Below are 26,387 nucleotides of genomic sequence, written 5' to 3'. Positions count from 1 at the left end.
GTGGAGGCGGACACGGACGCGCCCCGCTTCGAACAGGCGCTCCGGCTGCACGGGGCCGGTCGCCTCGCCGAGGCCGAGGCGGCGCTCCGCGCCATTTTGTCGTCCAACCCCGGCCATGCCGATTGCCTGGACCTGCTGGGCATCATCGCCTTCCAGACCGGACATGCCGAGGCGGCGATCGACCTGCTCGGCCAGGCCATCGGGCATGATGGCCAGTCGCATTCCCACCACACCAATCTCGGCAACATCCTGAGGGCCCTGGGGCATCCCGATCGGGCCGAGTCCTGCTATCGCCACGCCCTGGCGCTTCGCCCCGATTGCGGCCAGACCCTGTGCAACCTGGGCATCACCCTGCGTGACCTGGGCCGCCTGTCCGACGCCGAGGATTGCTGCCGCCGCGCCATTCTCCATCAGCCGGAGCTGGCGGACGCCCACCTGACCCTGGCCAGCGTGCTGAGGGGGCTGGGGCGGCCGCAAGAAGCCCGGCCGGCCTGCGAACGCGGGCTGGAGCTGGCGCCCGGAAGGATCGAGGGATGGATCAATCTCGGCAACATCCTTCAGGATCTCGGCCGGCTGGACGACGCGATCGCGCTGTACCGGCAGGTGCTGGCCCAACACCCGGACCGGGCCGAAATCCATAACAATCTGGCGACGGCGCTTGGCGACCTGGGGCATGTGGGCGAGGCGGCGGAATGCTACGAACGCGCCATCATGCTGAAGCCCGATTTCGCCGAGGCCCATTCCAATCTGGTGGTCACCCTGCCGTTCCTGTCCGGGGTGGCCGAGGAAACGGTGCTGGCCGCCGCCCGCCGCGCCGGCGCCGCGCTGGAAGCCCCGTTCCTGTCCATCCGGCCCATCCGCCATTCCAACGTTCCCGATGCCGGGCGCAGGCTCCGCATCGGCTATTTGTCGCCGTCGCTGCATTCCCATGTGCTGGCTCCCTATGTGGAACCGGTGCTGGCCGCCCATCACCGCGACCGGGTCTCGGTCCACGTCTACGCCCATGTCCCCAATCCCGATTCGGTGACGTGGCGGATGCGCGACCTGGTCGAATCCTGGACCTTCATCCACGAAATGAACGATGACCAGGTGGCGGCGCGGGTGGTCGCCGACGGCATCGACATCCTGGTCGACCCCATGGGCCACTGGGCCGGCAACCGGCTGGGGGTGTTCGCCCGCAAGCCGGCTCCCGTCCAGGTCTCCTATCTGTGCCAGGGGCTGACCACCGGACTTGCCGCCATGGATTACGTCATCGCCGACCCGTGGCTGAACCGGGACGGCGCCATGCGCGAACTGGCGGTGGAAACGGTGATTGAACTGCCGTCCGGCTTCCAGGTCACCTCGTTCCCCACCGCGCCGGACATCGGCGAACCGCCGGTCCTGACCAACGGCCACGTCACCTTCGGCAGCTTCAACAATCCATCCAAGATCTCGGACGCGACCATCGGGCTGTGGGCCAGGGTCCTGGCGGCGACGCCGGATTCCCGGCTGCTGGTCAAGGGCCGGAATCTCGACCGTCCGGGCAACCGTCGCGATCTGTTGGCCCGCCTGCATGAACGGGGCCTCCCCCCCGACCGGGTCGAGGTGCTGGGGTGGCTTGCCGCCGACAATCATCTGTCCGCCCATGACCGCATGGACATCATGCTGGACACCACCCCGTTCACCGGCGGGCGGACGACCCTGGAGGCGCTGTGGATGGGAGTCCCCGCCGTCACCCTGGTTGGCCGCGCCGCCTACGGCCGCTTCAGCTACAGCCACCTGTGCCGTGCCGGCGCGCCGGAACTGGCGGCGAATTCCCCGGACGGATACGTCGCCATCGCCACCGCCCTGGCCCGCGACCATGATCGCCTCCGCCATTACCGCCGCTCGCTGCGGCCCGCCATCCGGGCATCGTCGCTGCTGGACGCGGACCTCCATGCGAGTGAACTGGAGGCGGCTTTCCGCGAGATGTGGCGCGAATGGTGCATCTCCCTTCCGGAACCGGCCTGATGCTGCGCGAACGCATCGCCCGCGCCCTGACCGCGCGCCAGGACGGCAAGCTGCGCACCGCCCTGGCCGAGGCGCGGGAACTGGTCGCCCTGGCTCCGGAAACCTCGGCCTTCCATCAGTTCATCGGCGAGATACACGTCCAGCTGGGCGAGATGGACGCGGCCCTGGAAGCCTATGAGCGGGCCGCCGTCCTGGCCCCGGCCGAACCCACCTTGCGGCGGGCCGTCGCCCTGCTGGCGCTCAATGCCGGCCGCCCCCGGCTGGCCGCCGACCATCTGGCGGCGCTGGAGGCGCCAGAGGCCGACGACATCGCCAATCTGGCCGACGCGCTGGCCAGCGCCGGCGACCGAAACGCCGCCATCGCCGCCTATGAGCGGCTGCTCCGGCTGCGCCCGGATTCGGTGGACGCCCTGGTGGCGCTGTCCAGCCAGCTGATCAAGGCCGGCCGCCATGCCGAGGCTGAACCGCCGTTGCGCCGGGCTCTCGACCTGGCCCCCGACGACGCCGGAGCCCTGACCGACCTGGGGCTGGTCATCCTGGAGCGGGGCGAGCCCGAACGGGCCATCCCGCTGCTGGAACGAGCCGCCGGCCGCTCCTCGCCCAGCCTGGAGAGTCTGGTGGCGCTGTCCACCGCCCGCCAGAACTCGGGCCAGGCGGTCGGAGCCATCGAGGCCGCCCGCGCCGCCGCCGCCCTGGCGCCCCCCGACGACATCCATGTGGGCTTCGCCCTGGCGGCGGCCCTGACCACCCTGGGAGACGGCGCCGAGGCCGCCGCCCTGCTGCGGCGATGCCGGGAAGCCGGCCGGGAACCGGTCTCGGCGGTTTCGTGGCCGGTGCAAAGCCGGCTGCTGTTCAGCCTGCAATACGTCCCCGAGCTGCCGCCGGCCGAGATGCTGGCCGAGGCCCGCCGCTGCAACCGGCTGATCAGCCACATCCGGCCGCCGCCGCCGCCGCCGCGCTCCTGGGACCCCGGGCGGCGGCTGCGCGTCGGCTACGTCTCGACCGATTTTCGCGAACATGCCTGCCGCTATTACCTGGAGCCGCTGATCCGCCACCACGACCGCGAGGCCGTCGAGGTGTTCTGCTATGCCGAGTTGGGCAGGCCGGACGCGGTGACCGGGCGGTTCCAGGCGATGGCCGACCACTGGCGCCGCTGCGCGGACCAGGGGGACGAGGCGCTGGCGGAAACCATCCGGACCGACGGCATCGACATCCTGGTCGACCTGTGCGGCCACGCCGCCGGCAACCGGATGCCGGTCTTCGCCCACCGCCCCGCCCCGGTCCAGGTGGCGACGCTGATCGGCTATTCCGCCACCACCGGCTTCGACGGCTTCGACTATCTGCTGGGCGATCCCCATCTGACCCCGCCCGAACGCGACGCCGATTTCAGCGAGACCGTGATCCGCCTGCCCCGCATCATCGCCCCCTTCCAGCCACGGGACGACTGGCCCGAAATCGGCGGCGACGACGGCGACGACGGCATCGTGTTCGGCTGCGTCGCCGAGGCCGCCCGCGTCGACCGCCGCACCATGGCGACGTGGCGCCGGCTGCTGGAACGGGTTCCCCACAGCCGCATCCTGTTCAAGCAGGCCCAGTTCAACGATGCCCCCACCCGGCAGGCCTGGGCGGCACGGCTGGCCGAGCCGGCGGGCCTGGGCGAACTGGCCGGACGGGTCGACCTGGAGGGGATACCCGGCGGCTGGGGGCGCAACATGGGGATCTATTCCCGCCTGACGGCGGTGCTGGATTCGCCACTGCATTCCGGCAACACCACCGTGCTGATCCCGCTATGGATGGGGGTGCCGGTGGTCACCCTGGCCGGCCCCAATTCGTGGCAGCGGGCCGGAGCCTCGATCCTGGCCAATGCCGGATTGCCCGACCTGATCGCCCGAACGGATGAAGAATACGTGGAAATCGCCGCCGGACTGGCCGCCGATCCGGAACGGCGGCGCCGGCTGCGCCATGGCCTGCGCGCCATGATGCTCGCTTCGCCGGTCTGCGACGCCAGGCCGGTGGTGGCCGACCTGGAAGCGGCCTATCGCGGGATGTGGCGGGCCGCCTGCGCCGGCCGGTCCTGATCCCCCCTCACGCCAAATCCCGACAATCGGAACCGCCGATAGCCGAGGCCCCTTGGGCCTAGCGCGACACCCAGACCACCGACAGGTCGTCGTGGAAGCCAAATCCCCTATCCGCCAGGGTCTTGACCTCGCCGTCCAGATCGCCGGAACAGGTCTCGGCGATCCGGCGCACCCCTTCCTCGCCCAGCATGCCGTCCTGGCCGTCGCTGGCCTCGCTGAGGCCGTCGCTGTAGACCAGCAGGGCCGAACCGGGACCGAACGGCACCTCGATGGTCCGGAAGCGGGATTCGGGAACAAGGCCAAGGGGATGGGAATGGCTGACCAGCAGGCCGGCGGTGCCGTCCGCCGCCCGATGCACCGGCGCGGTGCCGCCCGCCGAGGCGAACACCGCCTTGTTGCGGGCCACGTCGAACACCACGTAGATCATGGTGGCGAACTGGCCGCGTTGCAGCACCGACAGCAGCGCCTGATTGACCCGTTCCAGCAGGGCCGCCGGATCGATGGCCTGATCGGCCAGCTTGGCCATCAGCACATGCAGGCGGAAGGTGTTGATGGCGGCGGCGATGCCATGGCCGGAAAAATCCACCAGATAGAGCCCGAAACGGTCGGGGTCGATGGCGACCACGTCCCACAGGTCGCCGCCCAGTTCGGACGAACTGCGAAACAGCGACGCGATCCGGACCCCATAGGCGCTCTCGATGGCCTTGACGCGGTTGGGGGCCGGCAGCAGGCCGTCCTGCATGGCCGCCGCCGCCGCCAGATCGGCCCGCAGCCGTTCCTGATAGCGCCGCAGCCGCGCCAACTGCATCCGGTTACGCAGATGCACCGAGACGCGGGCGATGAACTCGCGCTGGTCGATGGGCTTGACCACGTAATCCGAGGCGCCGAGGTCGAACGCCCGCGCCCGTTCCGCCTTCTCGCTCAGGGCGGTGGTCACCAGGACGGGAACGTCGCCGTGATCCGGGTCGGCGCGAAGACGCGACAGGAACTCGAAGCCGTCCATCCGGGGCATCATGATGTCGAGGATGATGATGTCGGGCACCAGTTGACCCAGCCGTTCCAGCCCGTCGGCCCCGTCGACCGCCATTCCGATGGTGCCGATGCCCATGGCGCCCAGCAGCGCCTCCACCAACTGACGGTTGAGAGGATTGTCCTCGACGATCAAGGCCCGGCATTGGGCGAACTCGGGTGGCTGTATCATGCATCTCTCCTCCCTGCACTATTATGCACGACGCTGGCCTTACGGCCACAACCATGCTTCAGTATCGAAATGTTTTCCGGGCAGGGTATCTACGTATGGGAGATCAGGCAGAGTTCGCCGCCATGGCCAAGCGGCTGGGGGATCGGGTCAAGGGATTCCGGGCGCGGCGGGGCATGTCCCGCCGGGATCTGTCGCTGCACACCGGCATCTCCGAACGCTATCTCGCCCAGTTGGAAAGCGGTCAGGCCAATGTCAGCTACAATATCTTGTGGCTGCTGGCCCAGGCCATGGGCCTGCCCATCGCCGAACTGATCGAGGCCGAGGCCGAGGGGCATCACCCCGACCTGCCGCTGGCGCGCAAGCTTCTGGAATCCCTGTCGCCCGAGCAGCAATCCGAAGCCTACGTACTGCTGCGCCAGACGTTCAAGCGCGGCATCAAGCTGTCGCGCCGCGTCGCCCTGGTGGGGCTGCGGGGCGCCGGCAAGACCACCCTGGGCAAGCGGCTGGCGGAACGCTACGGCGTGCCCTTCGTCCGGGTCACCTCGGTGATCGAGCAGATCGCCGGCATGGACATGACCGAAATCCTGCTGTCCATGGGGCAGAAGGGATATCGCAAGCTGGAATTCAGCGCCCTGGAGACCTCGATCGCCAGCCAGCCCAGCATGGTGCTGGAATCCGGCGGCTCGCTGGTGTCCGAGCCCCACACCTACGACCTGCTGCTGCAATCGTGCTTCACCGTCTGGATACAGGCTTCCCCGGAAGAGCATATGCGACGGGTGATGAGCCAGGGCGATCTGCGCCCCATCGAGGGCCAGGGCCACGCCGCCATGGAGGACCTGCGCTCGATCCTGGAGGCGCGCAGCCATCTCTACGGCCGCGCCGACGCCACCCTCGACACCTCGGCGAGAAGCGTCGACGACAGCCTGGAGGAACTCTCCCGACTATGCGCCTCGCATCTGGGGCTGTAGTTCAGCCGGCGGCCGCCACGTCGAGTTCGGACTTGACCCGGTTGCGGCCATCGCGCTTGGCGAGATAAAGCGCCTCGTCGGCGCGCTGGACCAGGGCTTCGCCGCCCTCGCCCGCCGCCAGCACCGCGACCCCCACCGACAGGGTCACCTGTCCCAGCACCTGGCCGGTGCGGCGGTTGGTCACCCGCCGGGCCGCCACCTGGGTCCGGATGGTCTCGGCCACCGTCAGGGCATCCGCCAGCATCGTCCGGGGCAGGATGACGGCGAATTCCTCGCCGCCATAGCGGGCGGCGGTGTCCTTGACCTGGACGATCTCGGTCAGCGAGCGTCCCACCAGCTTGAGAATCTGGTCGCCCAGGGGGTGGCCGTAGGTATCGTTGAACTGCTTGAAATGATCGATGTCGATCATCAGCAGGCCCAGCGGTTCGCCGGTGCGGCCGGCGGCCTCGACCGCGTGCCTGAGGGCGTGGTCGAACATCTTGCGGTTGGCCAATTGGGTCAGGGCGTCGGTGGCGGCTTCCCGCTTCAGGTCGTCCAGTTCGTTGCGCAGACGGGCGATCTCGGTGCTCGACAGTTCCAGATTGCTGGTCAGTTGCCGGTTGATATCGGCCATGGCCTTGGTCTCGGCCATGATGGCGCCCACCGCGTCGGCGAGGTAATCGGGCGCCGGCCCACCGCTCAGCCGTCCCGAGAAGGTCTCCAGGGCATTGCCGTAGCTGTGGGTTCCATCCCCGGCATTGCTGAGGTATTCCAGAACCCGGCCCACCGCCTCCTCGACCCGCAGCCCGACCTCGCGCAGTTCGGCCTTGTCCTGGCCGAACACGGCGAAGCGCTCGTACAGCTGTTCATTGACCTTCTCGGTGAATTTCTTGCCGCTGTTCAAGATGGCGTTGATGGCGGCGGTAAGCTCGGGGTTGCGGCCGGCGACGAAGGCGTACCAGATGGAAAAGTTCTCGGGCGTCGGCGGCACCTTGTGCCGCTCCATCAGCCCCAGGGCGGCGCGGGCGCAGTGGGAAGCCACATCGATCGGATCAGTCGTCTTCATTCCAGCCCATGCCCACTCAGATTCAGTTGCACTGCCCCAGCGATCCCTCGGCGCACAGCTTGACGCCATCGATCCAGCGAGCCCCGGACAGGTCGGCATTCAGCAGATCGGCCCCCGTGATCCTGGCGCCGGTCAGATCGGCGCCACGCAACGAGGCATGAAAGAATTTGGCCCGGCGCAGGTCGGCCCGCGCCAGCGAGGCGCCGGACAGATCGGCCTTGGTGAAATCCGCCTCGCTGAACAGGCCGTCATCCAGCCTGGCGCCCTTCATGGCGGCGCTGATGAAGCGGGCCCGATAGCCGTCGACCCGGCTGAGATCGACGCCGGACAGATTGGAACGCTGGAAACTGGTCTCGCGAATGCGCGAGCGGCCAAGGTCATGGCCGGTAAAATCGCGGCCGTCCATGTAGCAGCGCTGCCAGTCGACCCCCGGCGCGGCCGCGACGGTGCAATCGGCGGCAATGGCTGACGAAGCGCCGGCGAGCAGGACGATGACGGACAGAACCAACCTCATGAGGGTAGGTTTAATCCCCCTGTTGACGCAGGTCAAAGAACTATTTGTGGCTGAGTGGTTTACCGCCGGCCGGCGAGGGCTTAGGCTGTCACCAGGATGCAACACTGACGGACAAGGCCCATGACCCGCACCGAGGCCGACACCATCTTGGACGAGGCGGAGAAACTTTGGCTGGCCGGTGACAAGCAGCCGGCCCGCGAGGCGTTCCGCCGCGCCCGTCTGCTCTACCACGAAGCCGGCGACGCCGCCGGCGAGGCCGGCGCCCTGACCCAGGTTGGCGACCTGGAGGCCGAGACCGGCCATTCCTCCGCCGCCCGCGAGTCCTATGTGGAGGCCCGCGCCCTTCTCGCCCATGCCGGCGACCAGCACGGCCAGGCCGGCATCCTGGCGCGGCTGGCGCGGCTGGCGCAGCGCGACGGCAACGCCGCCGAGGCCGAAAGCTGCTATCTGTCGGCGCTGGCGCTTTACGATTCCGCCGCCGACCATTCCGGCATGGGCCATGTCAGCCGCCGCCTCGGCCACATGGACCGCGACGCCGGCCGCCACGACCGGGCGCTTGACCGGTATCGGCAGGCCCTGGGCCATTTCCGGCGGGCGGCCGACACCCTGGGCGAGGCCCACACCCTGCGCTCGCTGGCCGCCATCGCCCGCATCCTGGGGCAACTGGACCGCGCCCGGGCCGATTACGAACGGGCCATCGAACTGTTCCGCGAGGTCGGAGACATGCTGGGCGAGGCCCGCAGCCACCGATCGATCGCCTATGTCCTGGCCGACGAGGGCGACAAGGCCTCGGCGGGCAAGGCCCTGCACCAGGCGGCCCGGCTGTTCGCCCGCGCCGGCGACCTGCGCGCCCACGACGAAACCGAGGCGGAAGCCAGGGCCATGGCGTAGACCGCCACCCCAAGGATGCAATCGATATGGATTGTGTATTTTTAGTTGCCTTAAAGTCGATGAAAACATTTCTCCTGCGCATTATGATCAAGGTCACGACATAAGGACGCAGCCAGTTCCGGGCTACATCAATCAATGGCGCGTCCTCCGCCGGAGGCCGCAATGAGCACCATTCCATCCACCTGGATGACCGACCAGATGAACCGCATCTCCCCGCGCCGGCTGGGAGATGTCCGCCTGCCCGGCGCCCGTGGCGCCGGCATGCACGACCTGACCCATTCAACCTTGTTCTCCAACCACGGCAATACCCGGACCCAGTACGACGGCATCGCGACGCAGCTTCGAAGCGGCGCCCGCTATTTCGACATCCGCCCGGCCATCTGGACCGATGGCGCCTTCCATTGCGGCCAGTTCTCCGAAAATCCGGCGTTGGGCTGGCAGGGCTCGACCGGAGAGATCCTGCGGGACGCCTTCATCGCCATCCGGACCTTCGCCAAGGCCAATCCCCGGGAACTGATCATCCTGGGGTTCTCCGGCTATCGGAACTGCCTGTGGTGGCGAGGCTTCGATTCCGTCGAGAAAGCCCAGTTGGCCGCCCTGACGAGGAACGAACTGGGCGGGCGGATGATCACCCACGGCGATGCCGGCGTCGATCTGGCGGAGCTGACGCTGGACGATCTGCTGCGCGGCGACCGCAACGTCTTGTGCCTGTTCGACGACTTCGACGGCTTCGTCAATCCGGCCGATGGCCTGTTCGGCATGGTGAACGGCAGGCGGGTCCATCCGGTCTCGACCCTCTCCGCCCCGGCCATCGCCTGTGGCGGAAACGGCCGCCTGCACGCGGTCCGCGCCGCCGGCCCGTCATGGATCTTGTCCATCTCCGACGACGGCGGCAGAACCTGGGGCATCAACCGGGCCATCCTGCCCCACCGGTTCGAGACTCCTCCCGCCGTGGCGGTGGACGGCGCCGGCACGCTGCATCTGGCATGGTCGGAAGACCCCCGCCATCCCCGGCTGATGCTGTCGTCGTCCCCGGACCAGGGGCGAAGCTGGTCGCCGGCCGCGACCATCGCCCAATTGCCGGACCTGACGGCCGCGGCCATGGCCCACGATCCCGACGGCGACGTCCTGCATGTGGCGTGGCGCGGCGGCGGCATCGTCGTCCTGGCCAGCCGCAAGCATGGCGAGGCCGGTTGGACCCGCATTCCGGTCGCCGGCCTGCCCGCCGCCGCCGCCGTGGCGCTGGCCGCCCGCCGGGGAAGGCTGTGCCTCGCCGTCCTGGCCGAAAACACCCTGTTCGTCACCACCTCCGGCGACGGCGGAAGCTCGTGGACGCCGCCCCGGCCGGTGGACGGCCTCGTCACCATGACGCCGCCTGCTCTCGCCATGGACGACGACGGCGGCGCGATCCTCTTGGGAAAACCGGTGTTCGACAATCCGGAAGACCGGCTGTCCATCCTTCGCTCGGCGGATTTCGGCGCCACCTGGACGGCGCCGGCCCCCATCCCCATCACCGCCGCGACCGGCCGTTCGGCGGCGACGGTCGCCACCGGAGGACAGGGATACGCCATCGTGTTTCCGGCGTCGCCGGACGGAAACGCCGACGCTCCGGCGGTGCTGAACCTGTGCGGATCGAGTAATGGCGGCCGTTCGTGGGATAGCCGCCATGTCGGGATGGTGGCCGGCAATCTGGGCGTGTCCGACCGGCCCGGCGGCGGCGGCGTGGTCCTGCTGTCCGGCGCGGAACAGGGCGACGGGACGGACGCCCCCTCGCTCTATGACAGGGCCGGCGCCGCCAATCCGGGACTGGTCGCCGCCCTTGGCCGGCACCCCGCCGTCGCGCTGATGCATTATCTGCGCCCCGCCGCCGCCGGGGCGGTGGCGAAACTCAACATCGGGGAATAGCAAGGGCGGGCGGGGTGTTCCCCCGCCCGCCGACGCCGGTGTCAGTCGGGAATGACCGCCGTGGCTTCCAGTTCGATCTTGGCGGGATGGTCCAGCAGATCGGCCACGAAGATCATGCTCATGGCCGGGTAGTGCTTGCCCATCAGCTCGCGCCAGATACGGCCCAGTTCGCGCCGGGTCTCCAGATACTGGGGCCGGTCGATGCAAAAGGCGGTGATGCGGATGATGTGCTCGGGCTTGCCGCCCGCCGCCTTCAGGATATCGAGGATGTTCCGCAACGCCTGTTCGAATTGCGGCACCAGCTTGTCGCTTTCGAACACCTGCTTGGCGTTCCAGCCGACCTGGCCGGCCAGGGCCAGCACCCGGCCCTTTTCGGCCAGCATGGCGTTGGCGTAACCGATGGGCGGGTCCCACCCCTCGGGCAAAATGGATTGATGGGCCATGGTCAGTCTCCAGCTTCCCAGTTGGGGTCGTCGTCGTCGTCGTCCCAATCATCGGGCGGCACCGGCGAATCGTCCCGCTTCGCCTTCATCCGCTCCACATGTTCCCGCTCGCGCAGGACCAGGCGGACGGCCTCGGCCTTGACCTCCGGATAGGGGGACTTCTCCGCCAGGGCGGAAAACAGGGCCAGGGTTTCCTGCTCGTGACGCAACGCCAGGTCGAAGGCATGCCAGGGATGCATCAGGTAATGCACCGCGCTGGGGTCGGCGATCTCGGGGTCGTCCTCGCCCCAGACCGCCAGGTCGGGACGAGGCCCGGCGAGAGCGGGGAACTCGGCGGCATGCCGGTCCTCGCCCTCGGCCAGATCGCGAAAGGCCTCGGCGGTTTCGAGATTGTTGCACGACGTCTCGAACGCCTCGGCCAGTTCGCGGTACCGCTCCGCCGATCTCTCCTCCATCCGTCGAACGATGGCGAGCAGGTCGGCGGAGGTCTTCACCGCCGTGAAATCAGGCGATCCGCTCAAAGAGCGAACTCCGCGTCCAGGTCGGAGATCTTGGCGACCGCCTTCTTCTCCTTGCCGTAGGACACCCGGTTGCCGCGATAGAGCACGCCGCAATTGAAGCCGTCGTCGGTCATCAGGCGACGGGCGGCCTGGGCCGCGTCGGTGGTGGCGTCGATGGCGGTCTTGCGCATGGTGTCCTTCCAGTCGCGCTGCTCTTCGCGGAAGGTGATGCAGGGGCTCATCACCGCCACGAACGAGAAGCCGGGATGACGGATCGCCTCGGCGATGATCTCGGCGGTGCCGTTCGGATCACCCGAGAAGCCGCGCGCGACGAAGTTGGCCCCCGCCGCCAGCGCGATGGCCAGCGGATGGAAGGGGGTGAGGCCGGTGCCGCCGGGCGGAGCCATGGCCGAGGCGTCCCAATCCGACTCGGTGGTCGGCGAGGGCTGGCCCTTGGTCATGCCGTAGACCCGGTTGTCCATGACGATGTAGGTGAGATCGACGTTGCGGCGGCAGGCGTGCAGGAAATGGTTGCCGCCGATGGAGAAGCCGTCGCCGTCGCCGCCGGCCACCAGCACGGTGAGATCGGGACGGGCCAGCTTCAGGCCCTGGCCGACCGCCAGCGCGCGCCCGTGGATCGAGTGGAAGCCGTAGGTGTTGGTGTAGGCGGGAATGCGCGACGAGCAGCCGATGCCCGACACCACCGAGGTTTCATGGGGCTTCAGCCCGAGATCGGCGAACGCCTTGGTGATGGACGACAGCACGGCATAGTCGCCGCAGCCCGGACACCAGACCGGCTTCACATCGGACTTGAAGTCCCTGGCGGAGTAGGTGGTAGCGGTGGAATTGCAGCTGGACATGACTTACTTCCCCATCGACAGGAGGCGGGCGTGGATTTCGCCGGGACGCATGGGCAGCGGACCGGGACGCGAGAGCTGCTCGGGCTTGACCGGCAGATCGTACTCGCCACGCAGGTAACGGGTGAACTGGCCCAGATGGCTTTGCTCCACCACCAGGATCTTCTTGACGCCCTTCAGCGCCTCGTCCAGATGCTCGGGACGGGTCGGGTAGATCAGACGGACCGAGATCAGCCTGGCGTTGACGCCATCGGCCTTGGCGCGGGCGATCGCCTCGCGGGCGGCGCCGGTGCACGAGCCCCAGGTGATGACGGCGATGTCGCCCTCGCCCTCGATGGTGGCCCAGTGATTGCCGTAATCGAAGCCGGTCAGCTTGCGCAGGCGCTTGTCCAGCTGCATCGAGTGGTCGGCGGCCTGCGAGGTCGGGGTGCCGGTCTCGGTGTGCTCAAGCCCGTCGGCGGTGTACTGGCAGCCGGCGACGCCGGGAACCGGCATCGGCGAGACGCCGCTGGCGGTGTTGGCGTAGCGCTTGAACACCTCGCCCTCGGCGGGGGGGACCGCCTCCAGCCGCTTGCCGACGAAGGCGACGTCGGCGGGGGCGTCGATGATGGCGCGGCTCTGGCCCAGGGCCTGATCCGACAGCACGATGCAGGGGCTTTGCAGGGTCTCGGCCAGATACACGCCCCATTGGGTGGTGAACATGCAATCGCCGATGGAATCGGGCGCCACCACCAGGTGGGGGGCGTCGCCGTGCAGGCCGTAGACCGCGATGTTGAGGTCCGACTGCTCGCACTTGGTGGCGATGCCGGTCGAGGGGCCGACGCGCTGGACGTCCACCACCACCACCGGGGTTTCCGAGGCCATGGACAGGCCCAGGCCCTCGATCATCAGCGACAGGCCGGGACCGGCGGTGGCGGTGATGGAGGGTTCGCCGCCATAGGAGGCGCCGATGCACATGTTGACAGAGGCCAGTTCATCCTCGGCCTGGACGAACACGCCGCCGACCTTGGGCAGGGCGGAGGTGAGGTATTCGAGCACTTCGGTGGCCGGAGTAATGGGATAGGCGGCGCAGAAGCGCACACCGCCCCTGATGGCGCCCAGGCCGGCGGCGGAATTGCCGGTGATGGTCCAGCGCTTCACGTCCTTGGCCTTGGGCTGGCCGATGGTCTTGGCCCCGCTCAGCGAAGCCGCCGCCTCGGCGCCCGACTTCACCGCCGCCACCGACGCCTCGAAGGCATCGGCGCGCTTCTTCTTCAGCGACTTGCCCAGCACCTCGGTCAGCTGCGCCACCGGGAAGCCGATCATGGCCGCCACCGCGCCCAGCGCGATCATGTTGGGACGCCCGCCCGGAATGGCCTTGGCCAGATCCTTCATGGGCAGATGAACGATGCTGGCGCCGCTCTGGACATAGGCCTCGGGGACCTCGCCGGCGGAGGGATCGCAGATGATCACGCTGGACTTCGACAGCGGCAGTTCGGCGGCGAAACGCTGAACCCCCAGCCAGTCGATGGCCAGCAGGATATCGAAGGTGTCGTCGACCGAGCTGACCGGGTCCACCGACAGACGCACCAGGGCCGCCGCCTCGCCGCCGCGAATCTGCGGCCCCGACGAACGGCTGAACAAGGCGTAGAACCCAGCCGCCGTGGCGGCGTCAAGGAACATGTTGGCGGCGGTCATCACACCAGCGCCGCCGCTGCCGCACATTGCTATCGAGACAGATCCCGATCCGGAACTCGTCGTCATATTCTCTTACCCCCGAAAGGCCCCCTGATCTTCGTCGCGGGGTGCCGGGCCACAGTTTAGGGTTAACCCGCGCGGACCATCCGCGCATTTTCCGCCAGGACCGGCGGACCGACAGGCCAACCGGACAAGATGTTATTTCATCCCGCCGCTTGGATTCCAACCACAAGGTCCTCTTGACGGATAAATCGGTATTGTGGTACGCATTTACCCAATAATACACACCGAGCCGAATCAGCGTCAATGGTTCGATACGGACGGACACCGCAGAAGAGAGGGAATCGCATGACCACGTCACCTTACCGCTGGATGATGACCGGAGTGGGACAGCCCATGATCAAGGAGCCGATGGAGATCGGAACCCTGGAACCGGGCGAAGTCCTGGTGGCCATTGCTGGCTGCGGCGTGTGCCATACGGATCTCGACTACTACTACAACGGTGTCCGCACCAATCATCCGCTGCCCCTGGCCCTGGGCCATGAAATCAGCGGCCGCGTCGCCGGCGTGGGTGCGGGTGCCGAATCCTGGCTCGGCAAGGCGGTCATCATACCCGCGGTCATCCCCTGCGGCGAGTGCGATTTGTGCAAGCGCGGCAAGGGCACCATCTGCCGGTCGCAGAAGATGCCGGGCAACGACCTCCAGGGCGGCTTCGCCACCCACGTCAAGGTTCCGGCCAAGGGTCTGTGCGAGGTCGATGAGGCCCGCCTCAAGGCCGCCGGTCTCGAACTGGCCGAGGTTTCGGTGGTGGCCGACGCGCTGACCACCCCGTTCCAGGCGGCCACCCAGGCCGGCGTCGGCCCCGGCGACCTGGTGATCGTCATCGGCTGCGGCGGCGTCGGCGGCTATTCGGTGCAGGTGGCCTCGGCCATGGGCGCCAAGGTGGTGGCGCTGGACATCGATCCCTCCAAGCTGGAGGCGGTCAAGGCCTCGGGCGCCACGCTGACCCTCAACCCCAAGGACTTCCCCGGCACCCGCGAGATCAAGAAGGAAATCGGTGCCTTCGCCAAGGCCCAGGGCCTGCGCTCCACCGAATGGATCATCATGGAATGCTCGGGTTCGGTGCCCGGCCAGCAGACCGCCTTCGACCTGATGGTCCACGGCTGCACCATCTGCGTGGTCGGCTACACCATGAACAAGGCTGAATTCCGTCTTTCTAATCTGATGGCCTATCACGCCAGGGCCCTTGGAAATTGGGGCTGCACCCCCGACCTCTATCCGGGTGCGCTCGACCTCGTCCTGTCGGGCAAGGTCAACGTCAAGAATTTCGTCGAATGCCGGCCGCTGGACTCGATCAACGAGACCTTCGCCGACGTGCATGACCACAAGCTGTCGCGCCGCGCCGTGCTGCGCCCCCACGTTTAAGAAAATCCGAAGAGGGAGAACCGACGTCATGAAGAAGGATACCGCCGCCATCGTCGAGAAGACGGCCCCCGCCCACCTGAACGACCATAATCTGGTCCCCACCGAGGTGGTCCCCGGCGTTCTCTACGAAAAGCGTCCGGCCAAGCGGGCCGACGGCACCGTCGCCGAAGGCCTGTACAACGCCTGGATCACTCTGGACAACCAGAAGCAGTACAATTCCTACACCACCGACATGGTGAAGGGCGTGATCATGGCGTTCCGCGACGCCTCCAACGCCCGCGACGTGTCCTCGGTGGTCTTCACCGGCGCCGGCGACAAGGCGTTCTGCACCGGCGGCAACACCAAGGAATACGCCGAGTACTATGCCGGCAATCCGCAGGAATACCGCCAGTACATGCGGCTGTTCAACGACATGGTGTCGTCGATCCTGGGCTGCGACAAGCCGGTGATCTGCCGCGTCAACGGCATGCGCATCGGCGGCGGCCAGGAAATCGGCATGGCCGCCGACTTCTCGGTCGCCCAGGATCTGGCCAAGTTCGGCCAGGCCGGCCCCAAGCACGGTTCCGCCCCCATCGGCGGCGCCACCGACTTCCTGCCGGTGATGATCGGCTGCGAGCAGGCCATGGTGTCCGGTTCGCTGTGCGAGCCCTGGTCGGCCCACAAGGCCTACCGCACCGGCATCATCATGGACGTGGTCCCCGCCCTGAAGGTGGACGGCAAGTTCGTTCCCAACCCGCTGGTGATCACGGATCGCTATCTGGACGAGTTCGGCAAGATCGTTCACGGCGAGTCCAAGACCGGCGCCGAACTGGCCGCCGGCAAGGAGCTGCTGAAGAAGGGCACCATCGACCTGTCCCTGCTGGACGCCAAGGTCGAGGAAATCTGCGCCAAGATCCTGCACACCTTCCCGGATTGCTTCACCAAGACCATCCAGGAACTGAGGAAGCCCAAGCTGAACGCCTGGAACGCCAACAAGGAAAACAGCCGCGACTGGCTCGGCCTCAACATGATGACCGAGGCCCGCACCGGCTTCCGCGCCTTCAACGAAGGCCCGAAGGAAGATCGCGAGATCGACTTCGTGGCGCTGCGTCAGGCCCTGGCCAAGGGCGCGCCCTGGACCCCCGAGCTGATCGAGTCGCTGATCCCCAAGGCGGGTCACTGAACATGGCCGATTCCGCACTCAAGGTCTGGAAGGACCGCGACGGCAAGCTGCTCCGGCTTCGCCTGTCGCGGCCCAAGGCCAACATCGTCGATGCCGAGATGATCGCGGCATTGCACAAGGCCCTGGTCGAGGGTAGCAGCGATTCCCACATCCGGGCGGTGCTGATCGACCACGAGGGACCGCATTTCAGCTTCGGCGCCTCGGTGCCGGAGCACATGCCCGACCAGTGCGCCGCCATGCTGAAAGGCCTGCACGCCCTGGTCCTCGTCATGGTCGAGTATCCGGTGCCGATTCTGGTGTCGGTGCGCGGCCAGTGCCTGGGCGGCGGTCTGGAGGTGGCCATGGCCGGTCACATGATGTTCGTCTCGCCCGACGCCAAGCTGGGCCAGCCGGAAATCGTGCTGGGCGTGTTCGCCCCGGCGGCGTCCTGCCTGCTGCCCGAGCGCATGCCTCGGGTGGCGGCGGAGGATCTGCTTTACTCCGGTCGTTCCATCTCCGGCGAGGAAGCCGCCCGTCTTGGCCTGGCCAACGCGGTCGCCGACGAGCCGGAGGCGGCGGCCCTGGCCTGGTTCGATGCCGGACCGGCCAAACACTCCGCCTCTTCGTTGCGCTTCGCGGTCAAGGCCGCCCGTCTCGGCATGAACGAGCGGGTCCGGGCCAAGATCGCCGCGGTCGAAGACCTTTACCTCAACGGCCTGATGGCCACCCGCGACGCAGTCGAGGGGCTGAATGCTTTCGTCGAAAAGAGAGCGGCACTTTGGGAGGACCGATAGGATGTCTGGAAAGAATAGGACCGTCGCCGACATCGTGGGCGTTTGCCAGGAGATGTTCGAAGACCTGAGTTTCAATTATGCCCGCAAGTGGAAGGCCGCCAAGCCCGGCCGCAAGGTCGTCGGCTTCCTGCCGGTCTACTCCCCGCTTGAAATGATCCATGCCGCCGGCTGCCTGCCGCTGGGGATCTTCGGCGGTGGCGACCAGATGGAAGTCATCCACGGCGACGCCTACTATCAGAGCTATATCTGCCGCATTCCGCGCTCGACCATCGAACTGGGCGTCACCAACCGTCTCGACTTCGTCGACGGCATGATTTTCCCGTTCGTCTGCGACGTGATCCGTAATCTGTCGGGCATCTGGAAGATCATGTTCCCCAACGTGTGGAGCAAGTTCTTCGACACCCCCCAGAACTACGACAAGTCCATCGGCGGCACCTACTACGTCCAGGAGCTGCACGAGCTGAAGGAAGGCCTGGAGCAGATGACCGGCCGCAAGATCAGCGACGCCGACATCAAGAATTCCATCAAGCTGTACAACGAGAACCGTCGCCTGATCCGCGAGGTCTATTCCTTCCGCGCCAAGCAGCCGTGGCTGGCCCCCACCTCCGAGGTCTACCTGCTGATGCGGGCCGGCCTGATGATGGACGTGGAAGAGCACAACCAGATGCTCAAGGACTACATGGCCGCCGCCGCCAAGGAAGACCGCCCGAAGCGCGACAACGTCCGCGTCTCCATCTACGGCTCGTTCTGCGAGCAGCCGCCGCTGAACCTGATCAAGTCGATCGAAATGGCCGGCTGCTACGTGGTCGATGACGACTACTCGCTGAACAACCGCTTCCTGATGACCGACGTCCCCACCGACGGCGACCCGCTGGAAGCCCTGGCCATGACCTATATCGAGAACTCGGTCGAGACCTCGTGCAAGTACGTTCCCGACGGCAAGGTCAAGGGGCAGTTCCATGTGGACGCCATCAAGGCCTGCGGCGCCGAGGGCGTCATCTACGCGACCCCCAGCTTCTGCGATCCGGCCCTGCTGGACCGCCCGATGATCTGCAACAAGCTGTCGGAAGCGGGCATCCCCTACATCGCCTTCAAGTACGCCGAAAACTCGGGCCAGATGCAGCCGATCCGCGAGCAGGCTGGCACCTTTGCCGATTCCATCAAGCTGTGGAGCTGACATCATGAGCAAGCCAGAAGCCGTCAAAGAAGCATCGATGGAGATGCAGAAGAAGATGATCGCTCGTAACTACGACGCGATCACTTCCAAGCACGAAACCGGCCGCAAGGTGTCGTCCACCTTCGTTCCGGGCAACCTGAACGAATTGTTGATGTGTTTCGATATCGTCAACAACCTGCCCGAGATCAACGCCATCCAGGCCGGCATGCGCAAGGCCTCGGGCGGCTACATCATGGAGGCCGAGAAGAGCGGCCATTCCGAGGACGTCTGCACCTATGTGAAGGCGGATATCGGCCAGATGTCCAAGGGCAACATCGCGCCCAACGGCAAGCCCTATCCCAATCCGGACGTGCTGATGCTCAGCTACACCGGCTGCTATACCTTCATGAAGTGGTTCGAGCTGCTGCGTGAAGAGTACAAGTGCCCGACCCTGATGCTGCACGTGCCCTACGAGGGCGACGGCCATTCCACCAAGAACATGCGCGACTACATCGTCAAGCAGCTCAAGGAAGTGGTGATCCCCGGCCTGGAGCAGGTCTCCGGCGTCAAGTTCGACATCGACCGCCTGCGCCAGTACCTGCGCAACTCGGCCAAGGCCGAGGACAATCTGGTGTGGTGCCTGGAGCAGGGCAAGGTGACTCCGTCGCCGATCGACGCCTATTTCGGCGGCGTCTACTACATCGGCCCGATCTTCACCGCCTTCCGCGGCACCGACGACGCCGTGGCCTATTACGAGATGCTGCGCAAGGAAGTGCAGGGTCGCGTCGAGAACCACCAGGGTCCGCTGACCCCCGAGGGCACCTACTTCAACGACCAGAAGTACCGCCTGATCGTCGAAGGCCCGCCGAACTGGACCAACTTCCGTGAATTCTGGAAGATGTTCTACGACGAGGGCGCGGTCGTGGTCGCCAGCTCGTACACCAAGGTGGGCGGTCTCTACGACCAGGGCTTCCGCCATGATCCCGAGAACCCGCTGGAGAGCCTGGCCGATTACTGCCTGGGCTGCTACACCAACCTGAACCTGCCGACCCGCGTCGATCTGCTCGCCAAGTACGTCGAGGAATACCAGGCCGACGGATTGCTCATCAACTCGATCAAGAGCTGCAACAGCTTCTCGGCCGGCCAGCTGATGATCATGAAGGAAGTCGAGCGTCGCACCGGCAAGCCCGGCGCCTTCATCGAAACCGATCTGGTCGACCCGCGCTACTTCTCGGCGGCCAACGTCAAGAACCGTCTGGAGAGCTACTTCCAGATGATCGAGCAGAAGCGCCGTGGCGGCGGCTCCAAGACCGTGGCCGCGTAAGGGAGGAACGAATAATGCGTTGTTTCATCGGCATCGATCTGGGCTCCACCACCACCAAAGCCGTGGTGATGGACGAGAACCTCCAGATCCTGGGGCGCGGCATCACCAATTCGCGTTCCAACTACGACACCGCGGCAGCCGTTTCCAAGCAGGAAGCGCTGATCGACACCCGCCTGACCCTGTTCCGCCGCGGCCTCGCCTCGGTTCCGGAAGTGTCGGGCAAGGTTGACGAGATCCTGGCGGATCTGGAGCGCAATTTCCGTCACGTCCAGTTCCTGGAGCAGCTCGAAGACCTGCAACAGACCTGCATCGCCAACATCAAGGGGCCGCGCTTCGCCGGCCGCGAGAAGGCGGTGATCGAGGCTCTGGAAGGCACCTTCTCGCGGCTGCGCGACAGTTCGGCCGCCCAGTACGCCCCCGGCGTCAAGCGCAAGTCCGACTTCTTCCGCGATCTGGCCGGCGCCGAGTTCATGAGCCACGGCGAGGCCGTGTGCAAGGAAGCCGGCCTGGGCTTCGACCTGATCCTCAACGTCTATGACAAGTCGATCATCGAAGTGGAAAACCGTCCGCCGTCGGGCGACATGGAGGGCAAGTTCGTCCGCGCCCTGGAAAAGGGCACCATGACCGGTTCCTCGATCCTGAAGCCGGTCCAGGCCGCGCTGGCCATTCCGCTGGAGGAGACCTACGTGGTCGGCACCGGCTACGGCCGCGTCCGCCTGCCCTTCCCCAAGGAGCACATCCGTTCCGAGATCCTGTGCCACGGTCTCGGCGCCCACATGATGTATCCCGACACCCGGACCGTTCTCGACATCGGCGGCCAGGACACCAAGGGCATCCAGGTGGACCCGGTCGGCATCGTCGAGAACTTCCAGATGAACGACCGCTGCGCCGCCGGCTGCGGCCGCTATCTGGGCTACATCGCCGACGAGATGAACATGGGCCTGCACGAACTCGGCCCGCTGGCCATGAAGTCCAACAAGCAGGTCCGCATCAACTCCACCTGCACCGTGTTCGCCGGCGCCGAGTTGCGCGACCGTCTGGCGCTGGGCGAAAAGCGGGAAGACATCCTGGCCGGTCTGCACCGCGCCATCATCCTGCGCGCCATGTCGATCCTGTCGCGGGCCGGCGGCGTCAAGGACCAGTTCACCTTCACCGGCGGCGTCGCCAAGAACGAGGCGGCGGTGCGCGAGCTGCGCAAGCTGATCAAGGAAAACTACGGCGACGTGACCATCAACATCGACCCGGACTCGATCTACACCGGCGCTCTCGGCGGGGCCACCTTCGCCGTCCGCGCCGTCGTGAACTGATCTGGAAGGGAGGAGAGACCAATGTCCGAACTTATCACCACCGGCGTCGATATCGGTTCTGGTTGCATCAAGACCGTCGTGTTCAAGATCAACGGCGACAAGGTCGAGTGGCTGGGCAAGGAAACCGCGCGTATCCGTAACCGCGATCCCTTCCAGCTGACCAACGAAGCCTATGACCACATGCTGAAGACCGCGGGCGTCGACAAGAAGGACGTCGCCTACGTGGCGTCGACCGGCGACGCCGAGAATCTCAGCTTCGCCACCGGCCACTTCTACTCCATGACCACCCACGGTCGCGGCGGCCTGTACCTCAACCCGGAAGCCCGCGCGGTGCTCGACATCGGCGCGCTGAACGGCCGCGCCATCCGCATGGATGGCTCGGGCAAGGTGCTGTCCTACAAGATGACCAGCCAGTGCGCGTCGGGCTCGGGCCAGTTCCTGGAAAACATCGCCCGCTACCTGGGCATCGCCCAGGACGAGATCGGCAGCCTCAGCCAGGCGGCCGACAACCCCGAGAAGGTGTCGTCGATCTGCGCCGTGCTGGCCGAGACCGACGTCATCAACATGGTCTCGCGCGGCATCTCGGCGTCGAACATCCTCAAGGGCATTCATGTGTCCATGGCTGTGCGTCTGGCCAAGCTGCTGAAGTCCATCGGCGCGGTCGAAGGCATCGTCCAGGTCACCGGCGGCCTGGCGCTCGACGCCGGTCTGGTCGCGGCCTTGAACGAGGCGGCCGAGCAGGAAAAGGTGAATCTGGTTGCAACCAGCCACCCCGACTCGATATATGCCGGTGCCATCGGCGCCGCGCTGTGGGGTGCCTTCCGCCACGAAAAGCTCGCCCGCCTGGGTCAGGCGGCGTAGTATGGAACCATCCCCGGCCACCCGCGAATAATGCGGGGGCCGGGGATGAATTCCGCGGGGTTGCGAGGAGAGGAGAGGAATAAAAAATGTCTCTGAAGATTACCGACGACTGCACCAGCTGTGACGCTTGCGTCTCCGTGTGCCCGAACAACGCCATTTCCGCCGGCGACGTGATCTATGTGATCAATCCCGCCGCCTGCACCGAGTGCGTCGGCGCCGAGGACAGCCCGCAGTGCCAGATGGTCTGCCCGGCCGACTGCATCGTCGTGGGCGATGTCGAGAGCAAGGATGTCCTGATGGCCCGCTATCACTCGCTTCACGGCTGAGTGACCGGACGACGCAAGGCCCCCCGTCGGATTTTCCGACGGGGGGCCTTGTTTTTTCAACGTCGCGACGAAGCCGGCATGATCGCGGGTTCCGTCGCCTGTCCGATCGCGACCGCGTCCAGGACGCCGCCGGTCATCCCGGTGACGGTCGCCGGCACGATGGCGCCCGGCTCGGCCCGGCAGCCGTCGATCCGCACCGGCAGGTAATGTCCACAATGCCCCTGGCCGTCGCGTTCGACCAGCACGCTGGCGCCCCGGCCGATTCGCGACGCCATGAAGGCGGCCAGTGCCGCCTCGCCCCTGGCGCGCAGGCGGGCGGCGCGTTCCTTGACCACATCGCCCCTGACCTTGGGCATCTTGGCCGCCGGCGTGCCCGGCCGGGCCGAGAACGGAAAGACGTGCAGATGGGTAAGGCCAGCCTCGTCCACCAGATCCAGCGAGCGCCGGAACATGTCCTCGTCCTCGGTGGGAAAGCCGGCGATGATGTCGGCGCCCAGCGCCACGTCGGGCCGGAGCGAGCGGATGCGGTCGGCCAGACGCAGCACGTCGTCGCGAAGATGACGGCGCTTCATGCGCTTCAGGATGGTGTCGTCGCCGGCCTGGACCGACAGGTGGATATGGGGCATCAGCCGTTCTTCCCCGGCGATGGCGGCCAGTAGCTCGTCGTCCACCTCCACCGGGTCCAGCGACGACAGCCGCAGGCGGGGAAGCTCGGGCACCGCCGCCAGCAGGCGGCGGACCAGCTGGCCCAGCGACGGCTTGCCCGGCAGGTCGCCGCCATAGGCGGTGACATCGACGCCGGTCAGCACCACCTCGCCATAGCCGGCCTGGACCAGTTCGCGGATCTGCCCGACCACCCGGCCCATGGGAACCGAGCGGTTGGGGCCGCGCCCGAACGGAATGATGCAGAAGGTGCAGCGATGGTCGCAGCCCTGCTGCACCTCGACGAAGGCCCTGGCGCGGCCCTCGAAGCCCGACACCAGATGCGAGGCGACCTCGCGCACCGCCATGATGTCGCCGACCACGATGCGCCCGGCCGGCGGAACCGCGAACACCTCGGGCCGCATCTTCTCGGCATTGCCGAGGATCTGGTCGACCTCGGCCATGGCGGCGAAGGTCTCGGGATGGGCCTGGGCGGCGCAGCCGGTGACCACGATGCGGGCGGCGGGGCGTTCGCGCCGGATCTTGCGGATGGCCTGACGCGCTTGGCGCTCGGCCTCGGCGGTAACGGCGCAGGTGTTGACGATCACCGTCTCCACCCCGCTCTCGGCGGCGCGGGCGTGCTCCTTCATCACTTCCGACTCATAGGCGTTGAGACGGCAGCCGAAGGTCAGGACCTGCGACTTCGGTTCGCTCATGGCAGCAGCGTCGGGTCCAGGACACCGGCGAAGCTGGTGGCCACCGGACCGGTCATCAGCACATGGTCGTCGGGCAGCCATTCGATGGCGAGCAGGCCGCCGTCCAGCACGATCTCGGCCTTGCGGGGGGAAAGGCCGCGCCTTGCCGCCGCCACCAGGGTGGCGCAGGCGCCGGTGCCGCAGGCCATGGTGATGCCCGATCCACGCTCCCACACCCGCATGCGGATGCGACCCAGGGCGGCGTCGGGTGGCGTCAGCACCTGGGCGGCCTCGATATTGGCGCGCTCGGGGAACAGGGAGTGATGCTCCAGCCCCGGCCCGAAGGCGGCGAGGTCGACCGCCTCGGCATTCTCGACGAAGAACACCGCATGGGGGTTGCCCATGCTGACCCCCACCGGATCGGCCAGCGGCCCGGCGGCGATGCCGAGATGCAGGGTATCGACCGCCCTGGCCAGGGGAATGTCGCGCCAGTCCAGCCCCGGCCGGCCCATGTCCACCGCCACCAGATGCTCGCCGCGGGATTCCGCGTCCAGCAGGCCGGCGCGGGTCTCGATCACCACCTTGGAGGCGCCGCTTTCGCGCATCAGGTGCCAGGCGACGCAGCGGGTGGCGTTGCCGCAGGCCGAGACCTCGGAACCGTCGGCGTTGAAGATCAGCATGGTGGCGTCGCTGACCTGGCCCTTGGCCGGCGCGATCACCACCAGTTGGTCGCAGCCGATGCCAGTGCGCCGGTCGGCCAGCGCCCGCACCCGCTCGGGCGTCAGGGCGAGGGCGCGAGTCCGCGCATCGAGAACGACGAAGTCGTTCCCGAGCCCGTGCATCTTGACGAAGGGCCAGGCGGCGGTCTGGATCATGGCTGGTTTATATGGGGCTTGGCCTCGCGAAGTCCAGCACCTCGCCACCACCCCAGGACCAGCGCCGCCACCAGGGTCAGGAAGGCCAGCGACCACAGCGCCGCCGACGCCGGAATCAGGATTTCGGGCGCGACGCTGGCGGTGATGCGCAAATCGGCGGCGACGACCAGCAGCGCCGCCACAAGAATGCCGATCTTGCGCCAGCGGTGCCCCTTGCGTTCGCGGATATGGTCGATGCGCAGCATCATGGCGCTGGTCACCAGCCCGATGCCCCCCAAGGTGGCGAGGTGCAGCGCGTCGGTGCCCGGCCCCATGCCGATCACGTCGGCCACCGAGGCCAGGACCAGACCGCTCGCCAGCAGGAAATAGCCAAGCTGGATCGGCCCCATGGAGGCGTCGGTCAACGACAGCATCGGCCGCCAGCGGCCCTGGCGCGCCAGGGCGGCGATTCCCGCCACCGCCATGGCGCCGACATGAGGCAGGCCCAGCGCATCGCTCAGCGCCTCCAGCGCCAGCCCCAGGATCACCACCCATTCCAGCCAGGGGCGGTTGCGGTCGAACAGTTGGCGGCTTTCCTCCTTGCGCACCAGACCGGCCATGGCGGCGGGAATCACCCGGCCGCCCATCACCAGGATCAGCAGCGCCACCATGTCGAAGGCGGTGAGAACCCCGCGCCGCTCGCCCGCCTCGATCAGCCCCAGCCGACCGGCCTGATACAGCGCCTCGGCCACGGCGAAGGTGGCGATGGCCGGCGCGAACACCATGTTGTGCCCCAGCTTGGCGGCCTTGAGGAACGGCCAGCCGCCAAAGGCGAACAGCAGCGCCGGATAGCCCAGCGCCAGCACCAGCCCGGCGGGACCGTCAAGCCCGGTCCAGGCGCCGACGCGCGCCGCCGCCCAGGCCGCCAGGGCCAGGATCAGGCGTGGCCACGTCACCTTGGTGAACAGATAGCCGCCCAGCACCGCCGCCGCGAATCCCAGCAGCATCTCATGGGCGTGGCGCGCCGCCGGGTCGCAGTCGCGGCAGCCCGGCAGCCACCCCGCCCATTCCGCCCACCACAGCGGCGCCGTCAGGGCGCCGTACAGGCAGGCGGCCAGGAAGAACGGACGATGCGCCTTGGGATAGCGGCCGCTGCGGGGAACGGAAGCAGGTTCTGACATGTTCTCCACCCAACCCATCCGCGACGCCAGCCCGGCCCCCGGCGGTCGTGTCGGCCCGGAAACCGCCGCGTGGAAGACAAGATAGTGCCGCAGGAAAATGGCGGCAACGCGATTCAGGCCGGGATACGACGATGGTCATTGATCTTTTCTGCCTATCTGAAGGATAGACGGATGCCGAATTGAATATCAGTGATTTTGAACCCATCTCTTGGAACAGCCCCCATCACGGGGAAATCGAACCGAAGTCCAAGGAGAGCGTCATGACCTTCAACAGCAGCACCACCGGCTCGAAAACCGCCTTCGACCACGACCGCGAGTTCAAGCGGCGCACCAAGGCCGTCAAGCAGTTCGGACTTTGGGCTGCCGGGCGCCTCGGCCTTGCCGGAGACGCCGCCGAGACCTATGCCCGCGAGGTGGTGATGGCCGATTTCGAGGAGGTCGGCGACGACGACATCCTGGCCAAGGTCGGTCCCGACCTGACCGCCACCGGGTTGAGCGAGGCCGAGATAAGGGCGCAGCTTGACGGCTATCTCCACGCCGACCCGGCCTGACCGGACCCGACATAAGCGGAATAAAGGTGAAAGCCCCTATCCCCCTCCCGCTTGCGGGAGGG

The 26,387-nt window shown here is 67.1% G+C and carries 24 protein-coding genes; 14 read left to right on the top strand and 10 right to left on the bottom strand.

From position 1 onward, the window contains the following. Together MTBSS4_RS21600 and MTBSS4_RS22745 are read left to right on the top strand one after the other, a co-directional pair. Positions 1 to 1,989, top strand: a complete 1,989-nt coding sequence (locus MTBSS4_RS21600; RefSeq protein ID WP_173985449.1) for a tetratricopeptide repeat protein — start codon at positions 1 to 3, stop codon at positions 1,987 to 1,989. After that, on the top strand, positions 1,959 to 4,067 hold the full coding sequence (locus tag MTBSS4_RS22745) for a tetratricopeptide repeat protein (RefSeq protein ID WP_173985448.1): 2,109 nt from the start codon (positions 1,959 to 1,961) through the stop codon (positions 4,065 to 4,067). The genes MTBSS4_RS21600 and MTBSS4_RS22745 overlap by 31 nt, the downstream gene beginning before the upstream one ends. A 58-nt stretch (positions 4,068 to 4,125) precedes the next feature. On the opposite strand, the gene MTBSS4_RS21590 is transcribed toward MTBSS4_RS22745, so the two are convergent. Continuing rightward, positions 4,126 to 5,268: a PP2C family protein-serine/threonine phosphatase gene (locus MTBSS4_RS21590; protein ID WP_173985447.1), complete on the bottom strand. Its 1,143-nt coding sequence runs from the start codon at positions 5,266 to 5,268 to the stop codon at positions 4,126 to 4,128. Positions 5,269 to 5,363: 95 nt separating this feature from the next. Between MTBSS4_RS21590 and MTBSS4_RS21585 the strand changes: the two genes are divergently transcribed. After that, positions 5,364 to 6,236: a helix-turn-helix transcriptional regulator gene (locus tag MTBSS4_RS21585; RefSeq protein ID WP_173985446.1), complete on the top strand. Its 873-nt coding sequence runs from the start codon at positions 5,364 to 5,366 to the stop codon at positions 6,234 to 6,236. A gap of 1 nt (position 6,237) precedes the next feature. Here the strand turns inward: MTBSS4_RS21585 and MTBSS4_RS21580 are convergent, their stop codons facing one another. Further along, positions 6,238 to 7,281, bottom strand: coding sequence for a GGDEF domain-containing protein (locus MTBSS4_RS21580; protein ID WP_173985445.1), 1,044 nt, complete (start codon positions 7,279 to 7,281; stop codon positions 6,238 to 6,240). A gap of 22 nt (positions 7,282 to 7,303) precedes the next feature. Continuing rightward, complete coding sequence (locus MTBSS4_RS21575; protein WP_173985444.1) at positions 7,304 to 7,795, bottom strand: pentapeptide repeat-containing protein; 492 nt, start codon at positions 7,793 to 7,795, stop codon at positions 7,304 to 7,306. 120 nt (positions 7,796 to 7,915) lie between these two features. Between MTBSS4_RS21575 and MTBSS4_RS21570 the strand changes: the two genes are divergently transcribed. Together MTBSS4_RS21570 and MTBSS4_RS21565 are read left to right on the top strand one after the other, a co-directional pair. Then, entirely contained in the window at positions 7,916 to 8,686 is a 771-nt protein-coding gene (locus tag MTBSS4_RS21570; RefSeq protein WP_173985443.1) for a tetratricopeptide repeat protein, read from the top strand. 162 nt (positions 8,687 to 8,848) lie between these two features. After that, entirely contained in the window at positions 8,849 to 10,591 is a 1,743-nt protein-coding gene (locus tag MTBSS4_RS21565; RefSeq protein ID WP_173985442.1) for a hypothetical protein, read from the top strand. A 41-nt stretch (positions 10,592 to 10,632) separates the two neighbouring features. Here MTBSS4_RS21565 and MTBSS4_RS21560 read toward each other — a convergent pair whose 3' ends face one another. From MTBSS4_RS21560 to MTBSS4_RS21545, 4 genes are read right to left on the bottom strand one after another with little or no spacing between them, the layout of a single operon-like run. Continuing rightward, on the bottom strand, positions 10,633 to 11,034 hold the full coding sequence (locus MTBSS4_RS21560; protein WP_173985441.1) for a RidA family protein: 402 nt from the start codon (positions 11,032 to 11,034) through the stop codon (positions 10,633 to 10,635). A 2-nt stretch (positions 11,035 to 11,036) separates the two neighbouring features. Beyond that, entirely contained in the window at positions 11,037 to 11,555 is a 519-nt protein-coding gene (locus MTBSS4_RS21555; RefSeq protein WP_254432704.1) for a ferritin family protein, read from the bottom strand. Continuing rightward, positions 11,552 to 12,394: a 2-oxoacid:ferredoxin oxidoreductase subunit beta gene (locus tag MTBSS4_RS21550; RefSeq protein ID WP_173985440.1), complete on the bottom strand. Its 843-nt coding sequence runs from the start codon at positions 12,392 to 12,394 to the stop codon at positions 11,552 to 11,554. Before MTBSS4_RS21550 ends, MTBSS4_RS21555 begins: the two co-directional genes overlap by 4 nt. 3 nt (positions 12,395 to 12,397) lie before the next feature. Then, on the bottom strand, positions 12,398 to 14,134 hold the full coding sequence (locus tag MTBSS4_RS21545) for a 2-oxoacid:acceptor oxidoreductase subunit alpha (protein ID WP_173985439.1): 1,737 nt from the start codon (positions 14,132 to 14,134) through the stop codon (positions 12,398 to 12,400). A gap of 282 nt (positions 14,135 to 14,416) precedes the next feature. Here MTBSS4_RS21545 and had point away from each other — a divergent pair, with 282 nt between their 5' ends. The 8 genes from had to MTBSS4_RS21505 all read left to right on the top strand — a co-directional run bounded on the left by had (position 14,417) and on the right by MTBSS4_RS21505 (position 22,402). After that, positions 14,417 to 15,493: a 6-hydroxycyclohex-1-ene-1-carbonyl-CoA dehydrogenase gene (gene had / locus MTBSS4_RS21540; protein ID WP_173985438.1), complete on the top strand. Its 1,077-nt coding sequence runs from the start codon at positions 14,417 to 14,419 to the stop codon at positions 15,491 to 15,493. A gap of 28 nt (positions 15,494 to 15,521) precedes the next feature. Next, entirely contained in the window at positions 15,522 to 16,655 is a 1,134-nt protein-coding gene (oah, locus tag MTBSS4_RS21535; RefSeq protein ID WP_173985437.1) for a 6-oxocyclohex-1-ene-1-carbonyl-CoA hydratase, read from the top strand. Between the two features lie 2 nt (positions 16,656 to 16,657). Further along, positions 16,658 to 17,428 (top strand): cyclohexa-1,5-dienecarbonyl-CoA hydratase, encoded by a 771-nt coding sequence (locus MTBSS4_RS21530; protein ID WP_173985436.1) that lies wholly within the window; start codon positions 16,658 to 16,660, stop codon positions 17,426 to 17,428. A 1-nt stretch (position 17,429) separates the two neighbouring features. Further along, positions 17,430 to 18,605 (top strand): benzoyl-CoA reductase subunit C, encoded by a 1,176-nt coding sequence (gene bcrC, locus MTBSS4_RS21525; protein ID WP_173985435.1) that lies wholly within the window; start codon positions 17,430 to 17,432, stop codon positions 18,603 to 18,605. A gap of 4 nt (positions 18,606 to 18,609) precedes the next feature. Next, on the top strand, positions 18,610 to 19,908 hold the full coding sequence (gene bcrB, locus MTBSS4_RS21520; protein ID WP_173985434.1) for a benzoyl-CoA reductase subunit B: 1,299 nt from the start codon (positions 18,610 to 18,612) through the stop codon (positions 19,906 to 19,908). 14 nt (positions 19,909 to 19,922) lie between these two features. Continuing rightward, positions 19,923 to 21,215 carry a benzoyl-CoA reductase subunit A gene (gene bcrA / locus MTBSS4_RS21515; protein WP_173985433.1) on the top strand — a complete coding sequence of 431 codons (1,293 nt, stop codon included), beginning with the start codon at positions 19,923 to 19,925 and terminating at the stop codon, positions 21,213 to 21,215. A gap of 21 nt (positions 21,216 to 21,236) precedes the next feature. Continuing rightward, on the top strand, positions 21,237 to 22,076 hold the full coding sequence (gene bcrD / locus MTBSS4_RS21510) for a benzoyl-CoA reductase subunit D (RefSeq protein ID WP_173985432.1): 840 nt from the start codon (positions 21,237 to 21,239) through the stop codon (positions 22,074 to 22,076). Positions 22,077 to 22,162: 86 nt separating this feature from the next. Then, positions 22,163 to 22,402 carry a YfhL family 4Fe-4S dicluster ferredoxin gene (locus MTBSS4_RS21505; RefSeq protein WP_173985431.1) on the top strand — a complete coding sequence of 80 codons (240 nt, stop codon included), beginning with the start codon at positions 22,163 to 22,165 and terminating at the stop codon, positions 22,400 to 22,402. A gap of 56 nt (positions 22,403 to 22,458) precedes the next feature. On the opposite strand, the gene mtaB is transcribed toward MTBSS4_RS21505, so the two are convergent. From mtaB to MTBSS4_RS21490, 3 genes are read right to left on the bottom strand one after another with little or no spacing between them, the layout of a single operon-like run. Continuing rightward, positions 22,459 to 23,760, bottom strand: a complete 1,302-nt coding sequence (gene mtaB / locus MTBSS4_RS21500) for a tRNA (N(6)-L-threonylcarbamoyladenosine(37)-C(2))-methylthiotransferase MtaB (RefSeq protein WP_173985430.1) — start codon at positions 23,758 to 23,760, stop codon at positions 22,459 to 22,461. Continuing rightward, on the bottom strand, positions 23,757 to 24,614 hold the full coding sequence (dapF, locus tag MTBSS4_RS21495) for a diaminopimelate epimerase (RefSeq protein ID WP_173985429.1): 858 nt from the start codon (positions 24,612 to 24,614) through the stop codon (positions 23,757 to 23,759). Before dapF ends, mtaB begins: the two co-directional genes overlap by 4 nt. Further along, positions 24,611 to 25,774: an NnrS family protein gene (locus MTBSS4_RS21490; protein ID WP_173985428.1), complete on the bottom strand. Its 1,164-nt coding sequence runs from the start codon at positions 25,772 to 25,774 to the stop codon at positions 24,611 to 24,613. The genes dapF and MTBSS4_RS21490 overlap by 4 nt, the downstream gene beginning before the upstream one ends. Positions 25,775 to 26,034: 260 nt before the next feature. Here MTBSS4_RS21490 and MTBSS4_RS21485 point away from each other — a divergent pair, with 260 nt between their 5' ends. After that, positions 26,035 to 26,325 (top strand): DUF1476 domain-containing protein, encoded by a 291-nt coding sequence (locus tag MTBSS4_RS21485; RefSeq protein ID WP_173985427.1) that lies wholly within the window; start codon positions 26,035 to 26,037, stop codon positions 26,323 to 26,325. Positions 26,326 to 26,387 lie beyond the last annotated feature (62 nt).

Origin of the sequence: Magnetospirillum sp. SS-4 (genome assembly GCF_902729425.1) — a bacterium.
In the GTDB taxonomy this organism is placed as follows: Bacteria; Pseudomonadota; Alphaproteobacteria; order Rhodospirillales; family Magnetospirillaceae; genus Phaeospirillum.
This window is presented reverse-complemented; position numbering and strand designations above follow the sequence as displayed.